Raw genomic sequence first — 17,305 nt, 5'->3', positions numbered from 1 at the left:
GCGTTCGACGAATCAGCGGACCGCGGCCTGCGCCGCAGGAGAGGAGGCCAGGTAGGCGACGGCCTGTGCGGTGGATCCCTCGCTGGACGGGTGGTAGTCGCGACGGAAGTAGCGGCTCATCCGGCTGACCAGATCGGTCGTTGTCGGGAGCACGCCCCGCCTGCCCGCCGCCCGGAAGTCCGACCAGTGCGGGCGGCGGCGGTGATGTGACCAGTTCGCGAGCTCGGGATCGTTGGCCATCAGGAACCGGGTGCCCCGGATCCAGAGGTACACCAGTGCCGGAGTTGCGATCAATTGCGTTCGCAGCCTTCGGCTTTCACGCTTGTCGAAGTAGCGCATGACGTCATAGGCGACCGAGCGGTGCTCGACCTCCTCGGACCCGTGCCAGCGCAGCAGGTCCAGCATCGTCGGGTGCACGCCCGCACCGTCGAGCGCCCGGGCGTTCAGCACCCAGTCGCCGAGGAAGGCGGTGACGTGCTCGATCGCCGCGATCAGCGCGAGCCGCTCGACGAGGTAGTTTTCCTTCCGGCCCGAGGTGAGCGGGCGCGGACCGAGCAGGTGGGTGAAGACCCAGTGCATCTGATCGGTGTACGGCGTGGTGTCGAGACCCTTGGCCTTCAGATGGTCGAGGACGCCGGAGTGCGCGTTTGAGTGCATCGCCTCCTGTCCGATGAACCCGGCGACGTCGCCGCGCAGCTTCTCGTCCTCGATCAGCGGGAGTGCCTCCTTGAAGGTCTCCACGAACCAGTCCTCGCCCGCGGGCAGCAGGATGTGCATCACGTTGAACACGTGCGTCGTGAAGGGGTCACCCTCGACCCAGTGCATCGGCAGGTCCGACCAGTCGAAGCGGACGTTGCGCGCCTGCAGCAGGATGTTGTCGGGTTCGAGCGCGGACGCGGTGGTGTCGACGGCCATCGGGCTCCCTTCGGCGACGCGACTGCATCGCGGTGACACAGTTCACTCCAGAAGAAGGTAACTGTAACACTGCGTAATAGGCAATCCCTGGCCTGTGGAGCCTCCGGTTACCCGTAGGTGTCGCGCGGGCCGCGTCCGCGCACGTGCCGTTCCCCCTTGCGCCAGCTCGGCGCGGTCGGCCCGGCGATCCGCAGGCTGGTGACCACCCCGTCCCCGACCGCGGCCGCAATCTTCGCGAGGATCTGGGCCTGCATCAGCCGCAGCTGCGTCGCCCACGCGGTGGATTCGGCGGAAACGCTGAGCACCCCGTCCTTCAACGCCACCGGCTCGGCGTGCGCGGAGATGTCCACCCCGACCACCTGCTGCCACCTGCCGAATACGGTCCCCTCCGACACCCGCGGCGACCAGCCGCGACTCTTCGCGACCGTACTGGCCAACGCCCCAAACGGTTGCGGATCCCTGGCATCGGGTCGGGCGCCGGACCAGCCCCGTCGGCCCGTGCCGCGCGTCCTGGGCTTCGGCGACGACCGGCCCTGGCCGACCGACTTGCCGCTGGCCTTCGCCGCGGCCCGCGCCTCCTCAAGCGCCCGGCGGGCCAGGTCGATGCCGCGCAGTTCGGGCTCCCCGCTTCCGGGTCGTGCACCCGGAGCATCCGCCTGCTCACTCATCGCGACTCCCTTCTCCGTCGATCATCCCAGCACTCCGCCCCGCCCGCGTCCCGCCGCACCACCCCGCCCCCTGACCACCCACCTCACTGACCACCCCGCCCCCTGACCGAATGTGGGATTCGGTCGGTCTAAGTGACCGAATCCCACATTCGGTCAGGGAAGTAGAGGGGTGGGGTGCTGGTGGGGTGGGGTCAGCGGACGGTGGAGGTGCGGCCGTCGGGGCGGTCGACGGCCTCGACCGCGAACCTGGTCGCGTGCAGCTCCTCGGGAACGTCCTCGGCGACGGCGGCGGTGATCAGCACCTGCTCGGCGTCGGCCGCCACCTCGGCGAGCGCCCGCCGACGCTTGCGGTCCAGTTCGGCGAACACGTCGTCGAGCATCAGCACCGGGTCGGTGCCGTCGGAGCGGAGCAGCGCGAACGCGGCAAGGCGCAGCGACAGCGCGAACGACCACGACTCGCCATGACTGGCAAACCCCTTCGCTGGCTGGTCCCCGAGCCGGAGTTCCAGGTCGTCGCGATGCGGTCCGACAAGGCAGACGCCGCGCTCAATCTCCCGCTGCCTGGCCTGGGCGAGTTCGTTGAGGAAGCACGCCTCCACCAATTCGACGTCGTCGCGGGTCCACCGATGCTGTGGATCGGCGAGTTCCGGCGGCAGCGACGCACCGAGACTCGACCGGTACCCGATCGAGGCCGGGCGGGACTCGGGTGCGATCCGCGCGTACGACTCCGCGACGTGCGGCCCCAACTCGGCGATCAGCCGCATCCGCCCGGCCAGCAGCTCGGCGCCGTGCGCGGCCAGATGGCCGTCCCAAACATCAAGTGTGGCAAGGGCACTCGTGCCGTCGGTCGACCTATTCCCGCGACGCAGCGCGCCGCTGGCGGTCTTGAGTAGCGCGGACCGCTGCCGCAGCACCTTGTCGTAGTCCGAACGGACCGCCGCCATCCGCGGAATCCGGCTGCTGAGCAACTCGTCGACGAACCGGCGACGGTCACCCGGGTCGCCGCGGACCAGGGACAGGTCCTCGGGCGCGAACAACACCCCGCGCAGCACCCCGAGGATCTCTCGGGGCCTGCGCAGCGGTGAGGTGTTCATCCGGGCCCGGTTGGCCCTGCCGTCGTTGATCTCCACATCGATCGAGAGTTCGCGGCCGTCGTTGACCACCACGGCGCCGATCTGGGCCGCCGTCGCCCCGGCCCGGATCAGCGGGGCATCCGTCGACACCCGATGCGACGACAGGGTCGCGAGGTAGCCGAGCGACTCGAGCAGGTTGGTCTTGCCGTGCCCGTTCGGACCGAGGAACAGGGTGATGCCCGGTCCGGGTTCGAGGGTGACGGCGTCCCACGATCGGAAGTTGCGGAGCGAGAACTTGCGGACGAACACCCTATGGCTGCCCGGATTCCGAAACGCGTTGCACCGCATGACCACCGAACTGGTTGCGGAGTGCCGACACTGCCTTCATCGCGGGCGAGTCGGCCTGCCTTGACGCAAACCGCGCGAACAGTGCCGCCGAAATAACCGGAGCCGGGACGGCGTGGTTGATCGCCTCCTCGACGGTCCACCGACCCTCACCGGAGTCCTGGGTATACCCGGAGATCGCCGCCAGGTCGGGGTCCTCCGCAAGCGCCTTGACGAGCAGGTCCAGCAGCCACGACCGCACCACGGTGCCCGTGGTCCAGGCCCGTAGCACGCCGTGCACATCGGTGATCAGGTCTTCTGCCTCGAGCAGTTCGTAGCCCTCGGCGTAGGCGTGCATCAGCCCGTACTCGATGCCGTTGTGGATCATCTTCGCGTAGTGGCCCGCGCCAACCGGCCCCGCGTGCACGAAGCCGTCGGCGCGTTCCCCGTCCGGACGAAGGGCATCGAAGATCGGCATGGCTCGTGCGACGTCGTCGTCCGCGCCACCGACCATCAGGCCGTACCCGTTTTCCAGGCCCCACACGCCACCGGAGACACCGCAATCGACGTAGCCGATCTCCTTCTGCGCCAGCAGTTCTGCGTGTGGCCGGTCCTCGGTGAACCGCGAGTTCCCGCCGTCGATCACCAGGTCGCCGCTCGTCAGCACGTCGGTCAGAGCGGCGATGGTATCCCGGGTGATCTGCCCGGACGGGACCATCACCCACACCACCCGGGGTGTATCGAGCGCGGCCGCCAGGTCCGCGAGCGAGGCCACGTCCGTGACCTCGGGTCGCGGGTCGTACCCCACCACCTGGTGGCCGGCCGCCCGCAACCGCTCCCGCATGTTGAAGCCCATTTTTCCGAGGCCGACCAATCCCAGCTGCATCGGGTGGCTCCCTTCGGTGGTGGACGTGCGGTGACGGTCTCGGGCCGCGGGAATCAGCCGGGAAGCCGGACCGGCATCAGCAGGTAGGTATAGGCGCTGTCCGGGGCTGCGAAGGTGCCGCCGTCGCCGGGCTGGGGTTCCTCGTCCTCGGCAGGCCGGAGCACGGCGGGGCGGCTCGGCGTGGTGAAGCCGAAGGTGACCCGGTCGCTGTGCAGCGAGGTCAGCCCCTCGGTCAGGTACGTCGGGTTGAACGCGATGGTGAGCGACTCGCCCTGGAACCGGGCCTCAAGGGCCTCCTCGGCGCGTCCGGCGTCCTCCCCGCCTGCGGCGAGCAGCAGCCCATCCTCGGAGAACTGCAGGCGGACCTGGGCGCCGCGTTCGGCGACGAGTGCGACGCGCTTGATCGCGTCGACGAGCGGGGCGACCTCGACGGTGGCGATGGCGGTGTGCTCGGGCGGCAGCAGCTGCCGGAACTTCGGGAACTCCGCATCCAGCAGGCGGGTGGTGGTGCGTCGGCCCTCACCGACGATGCCGAGCAGGCCTTCCGACCCAACCGACGATCCCGCACCGAAGGCCAACTCAACCGGCGAATTGGAGCTTCCCCCAAGAGTTTTCGCTGCCTCCGACAGGGTCTTCGCGGGGATCAGCACCGCGGCGCTGGTGTCGGGGTTGGTCGGGGTCCATTCGATCTGACGGACCGCGAGCCGGAACCGGTCGGTGGCGGCGAGGACCACGTTGCTGCCCTCGATCTCGACCCGGATGCCGGTGAGCATCGGCAGGGTGTCGTCCTTGCCCGCTGCGATCGCGACCTGACCGATTGCCTCGGAGAACACGTCGACGGGCAACGAACCGGTCTGCTGCGGCAGTTCGGGAAGCTGTGGATAGTCCTCGACCGGCATCGTCGGGAGGGAGAACTTGGCGCTGCCGCAGGTGATGAGCACTCGAGCACCGTCAACGACCAGGTCGACCGGCTTCAGCGGCAGGGACCGGGTGATGTCGGCGAGCAGCTTGCCGGACACCAGGGCCTGACCGGGATCGGACACCTCTGCCGAGATCCGAACCTGTGCAGAGACCTCGTAGTCGAATCCGGAGATCGTCAGGCCCTGCTCGTCCGCGGAGATCAGCACACCACCGAGAACCGGGACCGGAGGCCGTGACGGGAGACTGCGGGCCACCCATGCGACGGACTCTGCAAAGTCTTCCCGGGCGACCCGAAATTTCATGCTCCCGAGCTCCATCGCTGGGCTGATCCTCTCCGTAGATGCATCACCGTGCCACCGTCCGTCTCACACGACGGGGCAGAAGCCCACCGTAGGCCCTTCCGGTCGAAGTTTAAAGCCGAAACCGGCGCGTCACCTCGCCCGTCCGGGCGGCGCGGAGCGGCTGTGTACGAACGGACTCCACAGAACCTGTTTTCAAAGGGAGAACTGGAGAGAAATACAAGCAGTAGTAGTAGGTCCTGTGAAAACTGTGCAGAAGTCCCCTTCCTCGCTGGTCGCTGACCGTGTCGGCCTGGGGAGCCCGTGTGGATCGACGGGGGACGAATTGGGGACGGTTGTGGAGAACCGCTGAGTTGTTCATCGTTGTTCCCACACTGTCCACAGCGATTCCCTAGTTGTACACCGGGTTGTCCACAGTCGGACGGTGTTTGTGCGGAGTTGTGCACGGCACACGAAATCGGCGGTCCGTCCGGGTGGACGAACCGCCGAGGGGCGAGCGGGGTGCGGTCAGCGCTTGGCGCGCTGCTTGATCCTGGCGGTGAGTTCCTGCACCTGGTCGTAGACCTTGCGCCGTTCGGTCATCTCCTTGCGGATCTTCTTGTCGGCATACATGACCGTGGTGTGGTCGCGTCCGAACGCGTTGCCGATCTTCGGCAACGATAGGTCGGTCAGCTCCCGGCAGAGGTACATGGCGATCTGCCTGGCCTGGGACAGCGGCCGGGTCTTGCCGGGGCCGCACAGATCCTCGATCGCCATCCCGAAGTACTCGGAGGTGGCCGCGATGATGGTCGGCGCGTCGATCTCGAGGGGGGTCGAGTCCGGCAGCAGGTCCCGCAAGACCACCTCGGCGAGGGCGAGGTCGAGGGGCTGGCGGTTGAGGGACGCGAACGCCGTGACGCGGATCAGCGCGCCCTCGAGTTCGCGGATGTTGCGGTCGAGCCTGCTCGCGATCAACTCGAGGACGTCGTGCGGAACGTCGAGCCGGTCCATCCGCGCCTTCTTGCTGAGGATCGCGATGCGGGTCTCAAGTTCGGGCGGCTGCACGTCGGTGATCAGGCCCCACTCGAACCGGGTGCGGAGCCGCTCCTCGAGCGTCGCCAGTTGCTTGGGCGGCCGGTCGGAGGTGATGACGATCTGCTTGTTGGCGTTGTGGAGCGCCTCGAAGGTGTAGAAGAACTCCTCCTGGATGCCCTCCTTGCCCTCGATGAACTGGATGTCGTCGACGAGCAGGACGTCGGTCTCCCGGTAGCGGCGCTTGAACGCGACCTTGCGGTCGTCGCGCAGGCTGTTGATGAAGTCGTTCGTGAACTCCTCGGTGGAGACGTACCGGACCCGGATGCCGGGGAACAGTCGCTGGGAGTAGTGGCCGGCGGCGTGCAGCAGGTGCGTCTTGCCGAGGCCCGACGAACCCCACACGAACAGGGGGTTGTATGCGCGGGCAGGTGCCTCCGCGCAGGCGACCGCCGCGGCGTGCGCGAACCGGTTGGACGCACCGATCACGAAGGTGTCGAACGTGTACTTGGCGTTGAGGCTGTTGCCGTCGGAGCCGGCGGGGGCCGGGGCGGGCGGCTTGGTGAAGTACGCGGGCCACGACTCGTTGACGCTGGCGATGGCCTCGCCGTCCTCGTCCACCTCGTCGTGTTCGCCCGGGTCGGGTTCGAAGAGGTCGGCGTCACCGATGCCGGGCCTGCGTCGACGGAAGGCCTCCACGCTCACCGCTCCCGCGTTCGCGGACTCGGCTTCGGCCTGCCGGACCGAGGGCGGCGGCGCGGGCGCGGGCTCCGGGGCCGGGGCGGGCGGGGCCGGAGCGGGCTGGGCATCGGTGGGCGGGGCGACGCGGACACCGAGTCCCGCGACCCCCTCGTCGATGTGCCGGTTGAGGGTCTGCAGGATCGGTTCGCGCAGATCGCGTTCGATCGCCTCCTGGACGAACGACGAGGGCACCGACAGCAGCGCGAATCCCTGGGCAAGCGTCAGCGGCCGGACGAGCGCCAGCATCGCCTTCTGCGCCTTGGTGAGCGGGTGGCCTGCAGCGTCCGCGGTCAACTCGTCGAGGACGTCCACCCACACCCGTGCCAGGGTGTTCGCTTCCTCGTTCAACGTCGGCCCTCCCGGATCGGTGCGTGGGGAGTCGCCGCCGCTCGGTTGCGTCGACGATCGCGGGCTGTTCACCCCTGGGGATAACTTCCCCGCACAAGGCTACGAATATGCCACCTGAACAGTGTTTCCACACAATTATCCACAAGTGTGGATAACGTTTTCCGGTATCGGGTCGGGTCCGGACTGGGCCGGGAAACCCCAGCTCAATGCGCCTCCCACCTGCGATGATGCGGTCCTCTGCTGATCCGGTCCGCTCGCCGATGGTGCCGCGTGCCACACCTCGGGGCCGGACCTGTGCACAGATGTCAAGACCGGGCAAGCATCTCGGGTCACGTGGCGTGTCGGGACCCGTCGCGGTTTGACCTGACCGGCGGCGCTGCGTACTCTCGTACAGTCACCCGAGTTCGAGGTGGCGGTCTCATGCTGGCCACGTGTTGTTCACGAGAACGCGCGTGCCTCCGCGTGCCGTCGCCGATCGGGGAACACCCGAATCTCAGCTACAGATGGCGTCTCCCGGCGCCGACGATTTACAAGGAGTGTCGACCGTGGCCAAGGGCAAGCGGACGTTCCAGCCGAACAATCGCCGCCGCGCGCGTGTTCACGGCTTCCGTCTCCGGATGCGGACCCGTGCGGGCCGCTCCATCATCTCTGCGCGTCGCCAAAAGGGCCGCGCTACCCTCTCCGCCTGACCGCGTAGAGCGCGGGAGCTCGGGGTGCTTCCTGAGCCGCACCGGTTACGTCGTCGTGCGGACTTCGCGTCCACGGTTCGCCGTGGACGCCGCGCGGCCCGTCGGGATGTGGTCGTCCACGCCCTGACCGAGGCCACGCACGAGTCGCTCGTCGGGGATCCGGGTCCGCGTTTCGGTTTGGTTGTGAGCAAGGCTGTCGGGCCGGCGGTGATTCGACATCGAGTCGCGCGCCGGCTTCGTCATATCTGCGCGAGCCTGGTCGACGATGTGTCCGAGGGGACGTTCGTGGTGATCCGGGCACTTCCCGGGGCGGCAACCGCCTCGTCCGCCGACCTGGATCGGCAACTCCGATCCGGGCTGCGCAAGCTGAACCTCATCGGTGGGTAGGCCCCAATGACTCGCAACCTCTCGACAGGGACGGGGCCGTTCGGCATGATCCGGCGCGCCCCCGCGCGGGGCCTGATCTTCTGCATCGAGCTGTACCGCAGCTATGTCTCGCCGACCCGGATGCCGACCTGCCGGTTTGCCCCGACCTGCAGCGAGTACGCGGTCGACGCGCTGCGTGAGCGTGGCGCCGCGGTGGGAATGATCCTGACCGTGGTGCGCCTGCTCAAGTGCGGGCCCTGGCATCCTGGCGGCTGGGATCCGGTGCCACCGCGCGGATCCGGTCGTCACCGCGAGCGCGGTGCCGCGGACCTGGACACTGGTAAGCAACCCCACGATCTGCTGAACGTGGGCGAACAGAGGAGTACCTAGAGCCGTGCTCGACTTCATCTATTACCCGGTGTCCTGGATCCTGTGGGTCTGGCACAAGGTGTTCGGCTCCTTCCTCGGGGCAGACAACGGCTTCGCGTGGGCGCTGTCGGTGATGTTCCTGGTGTTCACCCTGCGCGCGATCCTGTACGTGCCCTTCGTCAAGCAGGTCCGCACCACCCGGCAGATGCAGGAGTTGCAGCCGCAGATCAAGGCGCTGCAGAAGAAGTACTCCAATGATCGCCAGCGGATGGCGCTGGAGATGCAGAAGCTCCAGAAGGAGCACGGGTTCAATCCGCTGATGGGTTGCCTGCCGGTGCTGCTGCAGGCGCCGGTGTTCATCGGCCTGTTCCACGTCCTGCGATCCTTCAACCGCACCGGCACCGGGTTCGGCCAGCTCGGGATGACGGTGGAGGAGAACGCCAACACCGCGAACTACGCGTTCTCGGCGGCGGACGTCCAGTCGTTCCTCGATGCACGCCTGTTTGGTGCCCCGATCGCCGCCGCGATGACCACCCCGAAGGCGCAGCTCGAGGCCTACGGTGTGCCGATCCCGACGGTGTGGACCATCGCGGCCGTCGCGATTCCGCTGATGATCATCGCGTCGGTGGCAACCCACTTCAACTCCCGTGCGTCGGTGGCCCGCCAGAGCGAGGCGGCGGCGGCGAACCCGCAGGCCGCGATCATGAACAAGCTGTCCCTGTGGGTCTTCCCGCTCGGCGTGCTCGTCGGCGGCCCGTTCCTGATGATCGCGATCCTGCTGTACTGGGTGTCGAACAACATCTGGACCTACGCTCAGCAGCACCTGGTGTTCCGGCGCATCGATGCGGAAGAGGAAGAAAAGAAGGCCAAGGCGCTCGAGCGGCGTGCCGAGAACGCGCCGAAGCCGGGTGCGAAGCCGGTCAAGCGCAAGGGTGCGGCGGCCGCGCAGGCCGTTGACGCCGGAACGGATGCGGCGGAGCCGTCGGACGGTCCGGACTCTCCCGCCCCGACCGCGTCCGACTCGAAGCCCAAGCCCGGTGCGAAACCGACCGGAAACCGCGGCAAGAACAAGCGCAAACGCTGAGGCGGCACCCGACTTCTGAGCGCGGCAGCGCTCCCCTTCACAGAGAAGAGAACGACGATGGCGAACGATCCGGCTACCGGACGGGACGGAGATGACGAGGTCGTGGCGGACGTGACAGTGGAAGCGCCCGTGGACGAGATCGACGAGGAGGACGCGCTCGTCGAGGAGGGCGAGATCGCGGGCGACTACCTCGAGCAGCTGCTGGACGTCCTGGACTTCGACGGCGACATCGACCTCGACGTCGAGGGCGATCGTGCGGTCGTGAGCATCGACGGCGGCGAGGACCTGGCGAAGCTGGTCGGGCGCAAGGGCGAGGTTCTCGACGCCCTGCAGGAGCTCACCCGGCTCGCCGTGCAGCAGGCCACCGGTGACCGCAGCCGTCTGATGCTCGACATCGCCGGCTGGCGCGCGGGCAGGCGCGCGGAGCTCACGGAGATCGGACTTGCCGCCGCCAAGCGGGTTCTCGACTCCGGCGAATCCGAGTCCCTCTCCCCCATGACACCGTTCGAGCGCAAGATCGTGCACGACGCGGTCGCGTCGGTCGAGGGCGTCTCCAGCGAGAGCGAGGGCGCCGAGCCGTCCCGTCGCGTGGTCGTCATCAAGGGCTGACGCTTCACCTCACGAGGGGCTCCCGACCGGATGGTCGGGAGCCCCTCGTCGTTGTGCGGTGTTTCACGTGAATCAGTGCACGGCGCGCTGGCGTTCCAACCCTTGCCTCACACCCGCGGGCCCGCGTCCGGCGCGCGGAGTCCGGTGGTCGGTCCGAGCGCACCGGGACGGCCTGGACCGAGAATTCATCCACAGGGTGGGGCGAGGCCTGTGGAATTCTCGGATGGTCTCGGGGATCCCCATGATCGGGCGTGTTTCCGTGACGCCGGGGTGGTGATCGCCTGTGGATAACCTCGATTTCGGGCGTCGACGCCGCGGTCGGGTCCGCCCGGATGCGGCGCCTCCCCACTCCCCGCGCCGCTTCGCGGACCGAACGTCGAATGGTGCTGCAGTACAGGGCAATTCGGGTGCGCTTCGGTGACCGGCGCGGACGGGTCGCCCGATGGGAGGTGATTCGTGTCCTTCGGTGTCCGGCCGGTTATCTCGACATGGGCACATTCCGTCACTGTGACGGTAGTGCGCTGCCGCGGGAGGCGGAACACTGCGGTGTGTGCTCGTCCCTCGCCCGGCCGATGTCCACCGGGCATCACCCGCGCGGTGGGTGCGGGGTGATGCGCGCCGGCGCCCTCCGCGGTGAGCGGCCCCGGTGCTCGATCTTCGCCGGCGGTGTCGTCGCCGGCGCCGACGCGACGGTGGGCCGGCCCAGCCCGTGCACGGGTCGTGCCCGCGGATTGGCTCCCCAGGCATCTGCGCGACCCGCGCCCATGCGGGTCGCGTCCGCTGCGGGCGTGATTCACGTGAAACATCGGGGGTGGTCCCCGGCAGGACCGGCCGGGGCGGACGTCCCGTCGGATCAGGTGCCCCCGGGGAACCCGGCCGTGTCGGGTGCGGGCGCGGCCGACTGGGCACCAGCCACACCGGCGTTCAGCCCCGCCTCCTGACGTCGCCGCCGCTGCGGCAGATGCGGTCCGCGCCGGAGCGGGGTCCGTGGAGGGGCTCCCGTCGCGCATCCGATGACGATCGGTGCGCCAGGTACGGCACCGAGGGAGGCGAGGCGCATCCCTGCGTCGGCCGGTGGCACGCCGGAACGGATCCCGCGCACGACCACGTGGCTGAGGCGGCACCGTCGGCCGTGCTGAATTGCGCGACCCGGATGGGCTCGCCTGCCGCCGTTCGGGTCGGTGGATGGGAGTGCGAATGCATGTCGTCGCACGCGCTCCGAGCGGCGTCGCGGGCGGTGCTCGTACACGACCGGCCGAATGCTTCCAGGTGGGGGCCGCGACTCTCCCGGGATTGCGTCCTCGGGCGTTGCGAAGGATGACCCTGCGGGTTTGCGTACCGCACCGCGACGGGATGGACGGGCTCGCGCCGGGCGCCGCCGATTCACGTGAAACATTCGAGGGGTCGCCCGGCCCTTGGCTAAGGGTCCGTGCTCGGCCAGGGTCGCGGTCGGCCCCTCCCCTCCCTTGGCCCTCCCCTCCCCCACTCCGGTGGCCGGTCGCCATGTTTCACGTGAATCGAGGGCCCTGCGCGTGTCGAGCGGGAGCCGGGTACGCCTGACCGGCGACCCCTCGTCGGCTGGGAACGGCGCCAGTCCGGCGGTCAGCCCGACCGGCACGTCGCGGTCGGCAGCTTCCACGCTGGCTGCGTGGTCGACCGTGCTGCGTCAGCTGGGTGTCCGCGGTGCAGCGGTACCGCAGGCCGACCGCGCCAGCGCGTCCGGGCGCCACCGCGCATCCGGGTGGCCCGCACCTCACGTCGTCGACCCGTGTCACGATTCGTCCGGTCCGGTCGCCGCATGCGGGGCGCCCGTTCCACCGCGCTTGTCGAGGGTGACCAGGTCGGCGCGGGTGGTGTGGCGTGCCCGCGCCCGCCGTCGGGATCCGGTGCGGTGACCCAGTCCGCCGGGCGCCGCCGGGGCGGAAGGCGCCGCTGCCAGCCCGACGGCATCCGCGCCCGACCCACCCCACGACAGCACCAAAACCCCGGGCCGAACTCTCCATCTGGGCGGGGACCGGGCTGGTGGGCCGTTCCGGCTACCGGACCGGCGGTGTTCCCGCGGAGTTCGGTGCGGATACGCAGGCGTGGCGGACGCCGTGTGCGCCCGTGGTCGACGGCTTCGACCGGGACCAGGTCTACCGGCAGCGCGCTGGCCGGATGGTGTCCCGCCGTCAGGCTCGTGGGATCAACCCGCAGCGTGGACGTCGCGCCCGGGCCGCCGGGCCGTGCCTCCTGCCCCGTCGGTCCAACCGGTTCGCTGCGGTCGAGCCCACGCTGTTTCGGGTGGTGCGCGACCGGCGGTCGGCATCCCGATCGATCGGCCGGGCCCGGCCGCGCGGGCAGGAGGGCGCCCCGGCTCCCACCCGACGGCCGTCTCGACGTCCCGCGTCCCGCCGGCGCCGACTGCGAAGACGGCCCGGTGTCCCGCCCAACCGGTTCGCTGCGGTCGAGTCCACGCTGTTTCGGGTTTTGCGCGACCGGCGGCTGGCATCCCCGATCGATCGGTCGGGCACCGCCGCGGGCAGACGGGCGCCCCGGCACCCACCCGACGACCGCCTCGACCGCCCGACCCCCGCTGACGCCGACCGCGACGCCGTCATGCCGGTGCCTCCGGGACGGTGTCCGGCGCCTGGGCACGTGTCCCCGTCCCGCTCGGATGAGCCGGGCCGGACCATCGCCGTCCGGAGAATGTCGCTCCCGCTGGCTCCGCACCGTGCGCGGAGGCGAAGCCGTTACGGCATTGGTGCCGACGACAACGCCCCGGGCGGTGATTGAATGCCCGGGCGCCAACATGGGGGTCCCCGCGAATGAACCGGGCCGGCGCCGATTCCTCCGCCCCGGCGGTGGGTCCCTGCTTCACGTGAAACATGGCCGCGTCGCGAGGCCTGGAAGGCGCACCGCCGACACCGTGTCGGTCCGTCACCGTGCGACGTGGTCGGCGGGCGCGCCAGCCCTCGGTCCTCCGGTTGCCATCCCGGATCCGCTCAGCCGCCCGCGGTCCGGCGTCCCGGGGCGCTCGTCCCCCGATGGCGGTGGGTTGCCGACGCCGCGTGTTCCGGGGCGGCGCCCTCCCCTCCCCCACCGCCGGATCGACCGGACGTTGTCGCGTCCCATCGGCCGGGGTGCATCGCAAGCACGGGGTCCACGCTGTCGCTGTGACACCCGAACCGAGCACGGTCCGTCGGCGGCCCGGGAGCATCTGATGTCGGTCGGCGAGACACGGCCTGTTGGTTTGTGGAATCCCGAGTGCACACGGGAAGATGTTTCACGTGGAACCCACCGACCCCATCGACCTCACCGACGCCGCGCACCGTGTGTTCGGGGAGCGTTTCGCGCTGGCCCAGAAGTATCACGAATCCCTCGCGACGGATGGCGTCGAACGTGGTCTGATCGGGCCACGGGAGGTCCCGCGGCTGTGGGAACGGCACCTGCTCAACTGCGCCGTGCTCGGTGAACTGATCGGTGAGGGCGAGTCGGTCGTCGACGTCGGAAGCGGTGCGGGTCTGCCCGGCATCCCGCTCGCGATCGCCCGACCCGACCTGCGGATCACCCTGGTCGAGCCGCTGCTGCGGCGCTCGGTCTACCTCGCCGAGTTCATCGAATCGGTCGGCCTGGATGTGCGGGTGGTTCGGGGTCGGGCGGAGCAGGCCGGGGTGGTGCAGGAGGCGGGCGGCGCCGATGTGGTCACCTCCCGCGCCGTCGCCCCGCTGGAGAAGCTGGCGCGGTGGTCGCTGCCGTTGATCCACGAGCACGGCCGGATGCTGGCGATGAAGGGGTCCAGTGCGGCCGAGGAGATCGAGCGCGATCGCGCTTCCCTCACCCGCCTGGGGGCTGGCAAGCTGGAGATCGTCGAATGCGGCGCCGACGTCCTTCCGACACCGACGACCGTGGTTCGGGCGGAACGGATTCCAAAGCGATCGCATCGCCGATGACGTCGAGGATCGGTGGGACCGGCGGTCGAGTGACTTCGAGTGAGGAGCAATACATGTCGGGTGGACCCGAAGCAACTGTTTCACATGAAACGGACCCCAATCCCTCGCGTTCCACCGACACCGCACCCTCGACCGACCCGAGTGCCCACGCCCCCGGCCCATACGACGGCATCTCCCTCGAGGAGACCCCGATCGGGGCCGCCGCGCAGCGCGCCAGCCAGGTCCTGCATCCGGGGAGTGTGACCCTGCCGAAACCGAGCCGGCGGCGCATGCTTACCGTCGCGAACCAGAAGGGTGGCGTCGGGAAGACCACCACCGCGGTCAACCTGGCGTCCGCGCTCTCCGTTCAGGGGCTCACCGTCCTCGTCGTCGACCTCGACCCGCAGGGCAATGCCAGCACCGCGCTCGGCATCCCGCACCACTCCGGGGTGCCGTCCAGCTACGAGCTGCTCATCGGGGAGGTCAGCGCGAAGGAAGCTGTCCAGCAGAGCCCGCACAGCGAGCGGCTGTACTGCATTCCCGCGACGATCGACCTCGCCGGCGCCGAGATTGAGCTGGTGTCGATGGTCGCCCGCGAGAACCGACTCAAGAGCGCCCTGTCCGATGCGTTCCTATCCGACCTGGACGTCGACTTCGTGCTGATCGACTGCCCGCCGTCGCTCGGGCTGCTCACCGTCAACGCCCTCGTCGCGGTCAACGAGGTCCTCATCCCGATCCAGTGCGAGTACTACGCGCTCGAGGGGGTTGGCCAGCTGCTCCGCAACATCGAGATGGTCAAGTCGCATCTCAATCCCGACCTGCACGTGTCGACGGTGCTGCTGACCATGTACGACGGCCGGACCAAGCTGGCCGACCAGGTCGCCGAGGAGGTGCGGAACCACTTCGGGGAGGCGGTGCTGCGGTCGGTGATCCCCCGCAGCGTGAAGGTCTCCGAGGCTCCCGGCTACGGGATGACCGTTCTCGACTACGATCCCGGATCACGCGGCGCCATGAGCTATCTCGACGCCGGACGTGAACTTGCCGCCCGTACCGCATCGATCACATCGCAGGAGAACTAGTGGCACAGAGAAGCAAGGGCGGTCTCGGTCGCGGGCTCGCGTCGCTCATCCCGCCCGGCCCCGACGCGGGTCCGCGTCTCGGCAACGCCGCAGCCGACATCATCATCGGCAACGGAACCGCCCCGGCGGTCCCCTCCCCCACCGAGGCGGCACCCGCCGACGGCGCAGGGAAGGCCACCAGATCGGGTCGGCCGCAGGCCAAGGCGTCCGGCAAGACGCAGGCGAAGACCACCGGCAAGACCGCTGCGACGGCCAAGACCCCGGAGTTGGCCCCGGTGGACGGCGCCGTCTACCGGGAGATCCCGGCGGCACAGATCCAGCCCAACCCGAAGCAGCCGCGGTCGGTGTTCGACGAGGAGGCGCTCGCCGAGCTGGTGCATTCCATCCGCGAGTTCGGTCTGATGCAGCCGATCGTCGTGCGGGCGACCGGGACGGACACCTATCAGCTGGTGATGGGTGAACGGCGGTGGCGGGCCAGCCAGGCCGCCGGGCTCGAGTCGATCCCCGCCATCGTGCGCGAGACGGGCGACGGCGACATGCTGCGGGACGCCCTGCTCGAGAACATTCACCGGGTGCAGCTGAATCCGCTCGAGGAGGCGGCGGCGTACCAGCAGTTGCTCGAGGAGTTCGAGGTCACCCACGAGGAGCTGGCTGCCCGCATCGGGCGCTCGCGCCCCGTGGTGACCAACATGATCCGGCTGCTCAAGCTGCCGATTCCGGTGCAGCGCCGGGTCGCCGCGGGGGTGCTGTCCGCGGGGCATGCCAGGGCGCTGCTGTCGCTCGAGGCGGGCGCCGAGGCGCAGGACCTGCTCGCCGCCCGGATCGTGGCAGAGGGCCTGTCCGTCCGCGCCACCGAGGAGGCGGTGACGCTCGCGAACCGGGACGGTGGGGAATTGCCCACTCCCCCGGTCAAGCGCAAGCCGATCCAGATGCCGGGTCTGCAGGACGTCGCGGACCGGCTGTCCGGCGCCTTCGACACCCGCGTTACCGTCAGTCTCGGGAAGCGGAAGGGCAAGATCGTCGTCGAGTTCGGCTCGGTGGACGATCTGCAGCGGATCGTGGAGATGATGGAGACCTCCGGCGCGGAATAGTGCCGTCAGGGACCCCGGCGTGAAACGTCACCGTGACGTTTCACGCCGGGGTTTCCTCTACCTGTCCCGCCGGACGCACTGAAATGCAGTGCCCCCCAACGTCATCCGATGCGCCTCCGGTCGGGAACGGCCAGGACGATCGGGATCGCCTATCCTGGATGTGGTGATGACCCGCGGTCGCCGACCCCGGGTCCGAGACGTGACGTCGTGGAGGCGAGAGACAGGGTGTCGATGCGCATCAGTCCGCTCACCCTCGACGGCTTCGATCGGCTTCCCCGGCACTCCCGCCGCTGCATCTTCTGGGAGATGGACCCGGACGCGCTGCGCAACTCCCGCGTGTACGCGGACCCCGAGTTCGAGAAGGAAGCCTGGCTGTCGATGGTCATGCTCGAGTGGGGCTCCTGCGGGCAGGTCGCGACCCTCGAGGGGCGGCCCGCCGGGTGTGCGCTCTACTCGCCGCCGGGCAACGTGCCCCGATCCACCCTGTTCCCCACCTCCCCGGTGAGCCCGGACGCGGTCCTGCTGACCACGATGCGGCTCGAACCGGCCGCCGAGCTGGACGGGGTGGGGCCGAGCCTGATTCAGGCCGTCGTGAGCGATCTGGTGCGGCGCGGCGTGCGTGCGCTGGAGGCGTTTGGCATCGTCCGTGGACCCGACGACGACCGGACGCCGGGCAGCACTCACCAGTGCGGGCCGACCGAGTGCATGATCGACGCCGGGTTCCTCGCCGACATGGGCTTCGAGGTGGTCGCGGCGCACCACCGCTATCCGCGGATGCGTCTCGAACTGGACCGCGATCACGGCTGGAAGGCCGACGTCGAGTCCGCCCTGGAACGGCTGCTGATGTCCGCAGCGGTGACCACCGCCGACAGCGGCGCGCGGTCCACCATCGGTGTCTGACCCGCACCGCCGCCCCGCTCG

Annotated in this window: 15 protein-coding genes; 9 read left to right on the top strand and 6 right to left on the bottom strand. The window is 69.4% G+C overall.

Annotated features, from left to right (window positions below):
- Window positions 1-12 precede the first annotated feature (12 nt).
- From ACFWQG_RS16400 to dnaA, 6 genes are all read right to left on the bottom strand, one after another.
- Window positions 13-915 (bottom strand): metal-dependent hydrolase, encoded by a 903-nt coding sequence (locus ACFWQG_RS16400; protein WP_378508688.1) that lies wholly within the window; start codon window positions 913-915, stop codon window positions 13-15.
- 107 nt (window positions 916-1,022) lie between these two features.
- On the bottom strand, window positions 1,023-1,583 hold the full coding sequence (locus tag ACFWQG_RS16395) for a DUF721 family protein (RefSeq protein ID WP_378508687.1): 561 nt from the start codon (window positions 1,581-1,583) through the stop codon (window positions 1,023-1,025).
- A gap of 191 nt (window positions 1,584-1,774) precedes the next feature.
- On the bottom strand, window positions 1,775-2,965 hold the full coding sequence (gene recF, locus ACFWQG_RS16390) for a DNA replication/repair protein RecF (protein WP_378508686.1): 1,191 nt from the start codon (window positions 2,963-2,965) through the stop codon (window positions 1,775-1,777).
- A 1-nt stretch (window position 2,966) separates the two neighbouring features.
- A complete protein-coding gene (gene gnd / locus ACFWQG_RS16385) occupies window positions 2,967-3,920 on the bottom strand; it encodes a phosphogluconate dehydrogenase (NAD(+)-dependent, decarboxylating) (protein WP_378508726.1) in 954 nt (317 codons plus the stop codon).
- Window positions 3,920-5,104, bottom strand: coding sequence for a DNA polymerase III subunit beta (dnaN, locus tag ACFWQG_RS16380; protein ID WP_378508685.1), 1,185 nt, complete (start codon window positions 5,102-5,104; stop codon window positions 3,920-3,922). The genes gnd and dnaN overlap by 1 nt, the downstream gene beginning before the upstream one ends.
- A gap of 489 nt (window positions 5,105-5,593) precedes the next feature.
- Complete coding sequence (gene dnaA / locus ACFWQG_RS16375; protein WP_378508684.1) at window positions 5,594-7,186, bottom strand: chromosomal replication initiator protein DnaA; 1,593 nt, start codon at window positions 7,184-7,186, stop codon at window positions 5,594-5,596.
- Window positions 7,187-7,731: 545 nt separating this feature from the next.
- Here dnaA and rpmH point away from each other — a divergent pair.
- The 9 genes from rpmH (at window position 7,732) to ACFWQG_RS16330 (ending at window position 17,284) form a co-directional block, all read left to right on the top strand.
- Window positions 7,732-7,875: a 50S ribosomal protein L34 gene (rpmH, locus tag ACFWQG_RS16370; RefSeq protein ID WP_137876442.1), complete on the top strand. Its 144-nt coding sequence runs from the start codon at window positions 7,732-7,734 to the stop codon at window positions 7,873-7,875.
- Window positions 7,876-7,899: 24 nt separating this feature from the next.
- On the top strand, window positions 7,900-8,262 hold the full coding sequence (rnpA, locus tag ACFWQG_RS16365) for a ribonuclease P protein component (RefSeq protein WP_378508683.1): 363 nt from the start codon (window positions 7,900-7,902) through the stop codon (window positions 8,260-8,262).
- 6 nt (window positions 8,263-8,268) lie between these two features.
- Window positions 8,269-8,631, top strand: coding sequence for a membrane protein insertion efficiency factor YidD (gene yidD / locus ACFWQG_RS16360; RefSeq protein WP_378508682.1), 363 nt, complete (start codon window positions 8,269-8,271; stop codon window positions 8,629-8,631).
- A gap of 4 nt (window positions 8,632-8,635) precedes the next feature.
- Window positions 8,636-9,694: a membrane protein insertase YidC gene (gene yidC, locus ACFWQG_RS16355; protein ID WP_378508681.1), complete on the top strand. Its 1,059-nt coding sequence runs from the start codon at window positions 8,636-8,638 to the stop codon at window positions 9,692-9,694.
- 57 nt (window positions 9,695-9,751) lie between these two features.
- Complete coding sequence (locus ACFWQG_RS16350) at window positions 9,752-10,303, top strand: protein jag (protein WP_378508680.1); 552 nt, start codon at window positions 9,752-9,754, stop codon at window positions 10,301-10,303.
- Window positions 10,304-13,563: 3,260 nt separating this feature from the next.
- Window positions 13,564-14,235, top strand: a complete 672-nt coding sequence (gene rsmG, locus ACFWQG_RS16345; protein ID WP_378508679.1) for a 16S rRNA (guanine(527)-N(7))-methyltransferase RsmG — start codon at window positions 13,564-13,566, stop codon at window positions 14,233-14,235.
- A gap of 53 nt (window positions 14,236-14,288) precedes the next feature.
- Entirely contained in the window at window positions 14,289-15,293 is a 1,005-nt protein-coding gene (locus ACFWQG_RS16340) for a ParA family protein (protein WP_378508678.1), read from the top strand.
- The gene (locus ACFWQG_RS16335; protein ID WP_378508677.1) at window positions 15,293-16,384 is read left to right on the top strand and encodes a ParB/RepB/Spo0J family partition protein; all 1,092 of its coding nucleotides are present in this window, start codon (window positions 15,293-15,295) and stop codon (window positions 16,382-16,384) included. Before ACFWQG_RS16340 ends, ACFWQG_RS16335 begins: the two co-directional genes overlap by 1 nt.
- Before the next feature lie 225 nt (window positions 16,385-16,609).
- Window positions 16,610-17,284, top strand: coding sequence for a GNAT family N-acetyltransferase (locus tag ACFWQG_RS16330; protein ID WP_378508676.1), 675 nt, complete (start codon window positions 16,610-16,612; stop codon window positions 17,282-17,284).
- Window positions 17,285-17,305: the final 21 nt, after the last annotated feature.

The sequence above is a fragment of the Rhodococcus sp. NPDC058532 genome, assembly GCF_042719255.1.
Classification (GTDB): Bacteria; Actinomycetota; Actinomycetes; order Mycobacteriales; family Mycobacteriaceae; genus Rhodococcus_G.
The sequence above is the reverse complement of the archived record's forward strand: the minus strand, read 5'-3'. Positions and strand labels throughout refer to the sequence as shown.

What these genes read in the sequence shown, in the direction of transcription:
- ACFWQG_RS16400 (WP_378508688.1), bottom strand. Translation starts at nt 915, where the DNA reads ATGGCCGTCGACACCACCGCGTCCGCGCTCGAACCCGACAACATCCTG.
- ACFWQG_RS16395 (WP_378508687.1), bottom strand. Translation starts at nt 1,583, where the DNA reads ATGAGTGAGCAGGCGGATGCTCCGGGTGCACGACCCGGAAGCGGGGAG.
- dnaN (WP_378508685.1), bottom strand. Translation starts at nt 5,104, where the DNA reads ATGGAGCTCGGGAGCATGAAATTTCGGGTCGCCCGGGAAGACTTTGCA.
- yidD (WP_378508682.1), top strand. Translation starts at nt 8,269, where the DNA reads ATGACTCGCAACCTCTCGACAGGGACGGGGCCGTTCGGCATGATCCGG.
- ACFWQG_RS16350 (WP_378508680.1), top strand. Translation starts at nt 9,752, where the DNA reads ATGGCGAACGATCCGGCTACCGGACGGGACGGAGATGACGAGGTCGTG.
- rsmG (WP_378508679.1), top strand. Translation starts at nt 13,564, where the DNA reads ATGTTTCACGTGGAACCCACCGACCCCATCGACCTCACCGACGCCGCG.
- ACFWQG_RS16340 (WP_378508678.1), top strand. Translation starts at nt 14,289, where the DNA reads ATGTCGGGTGGACCCGAAGCAACTGTTTCACATGAAACGGACCCCAAT.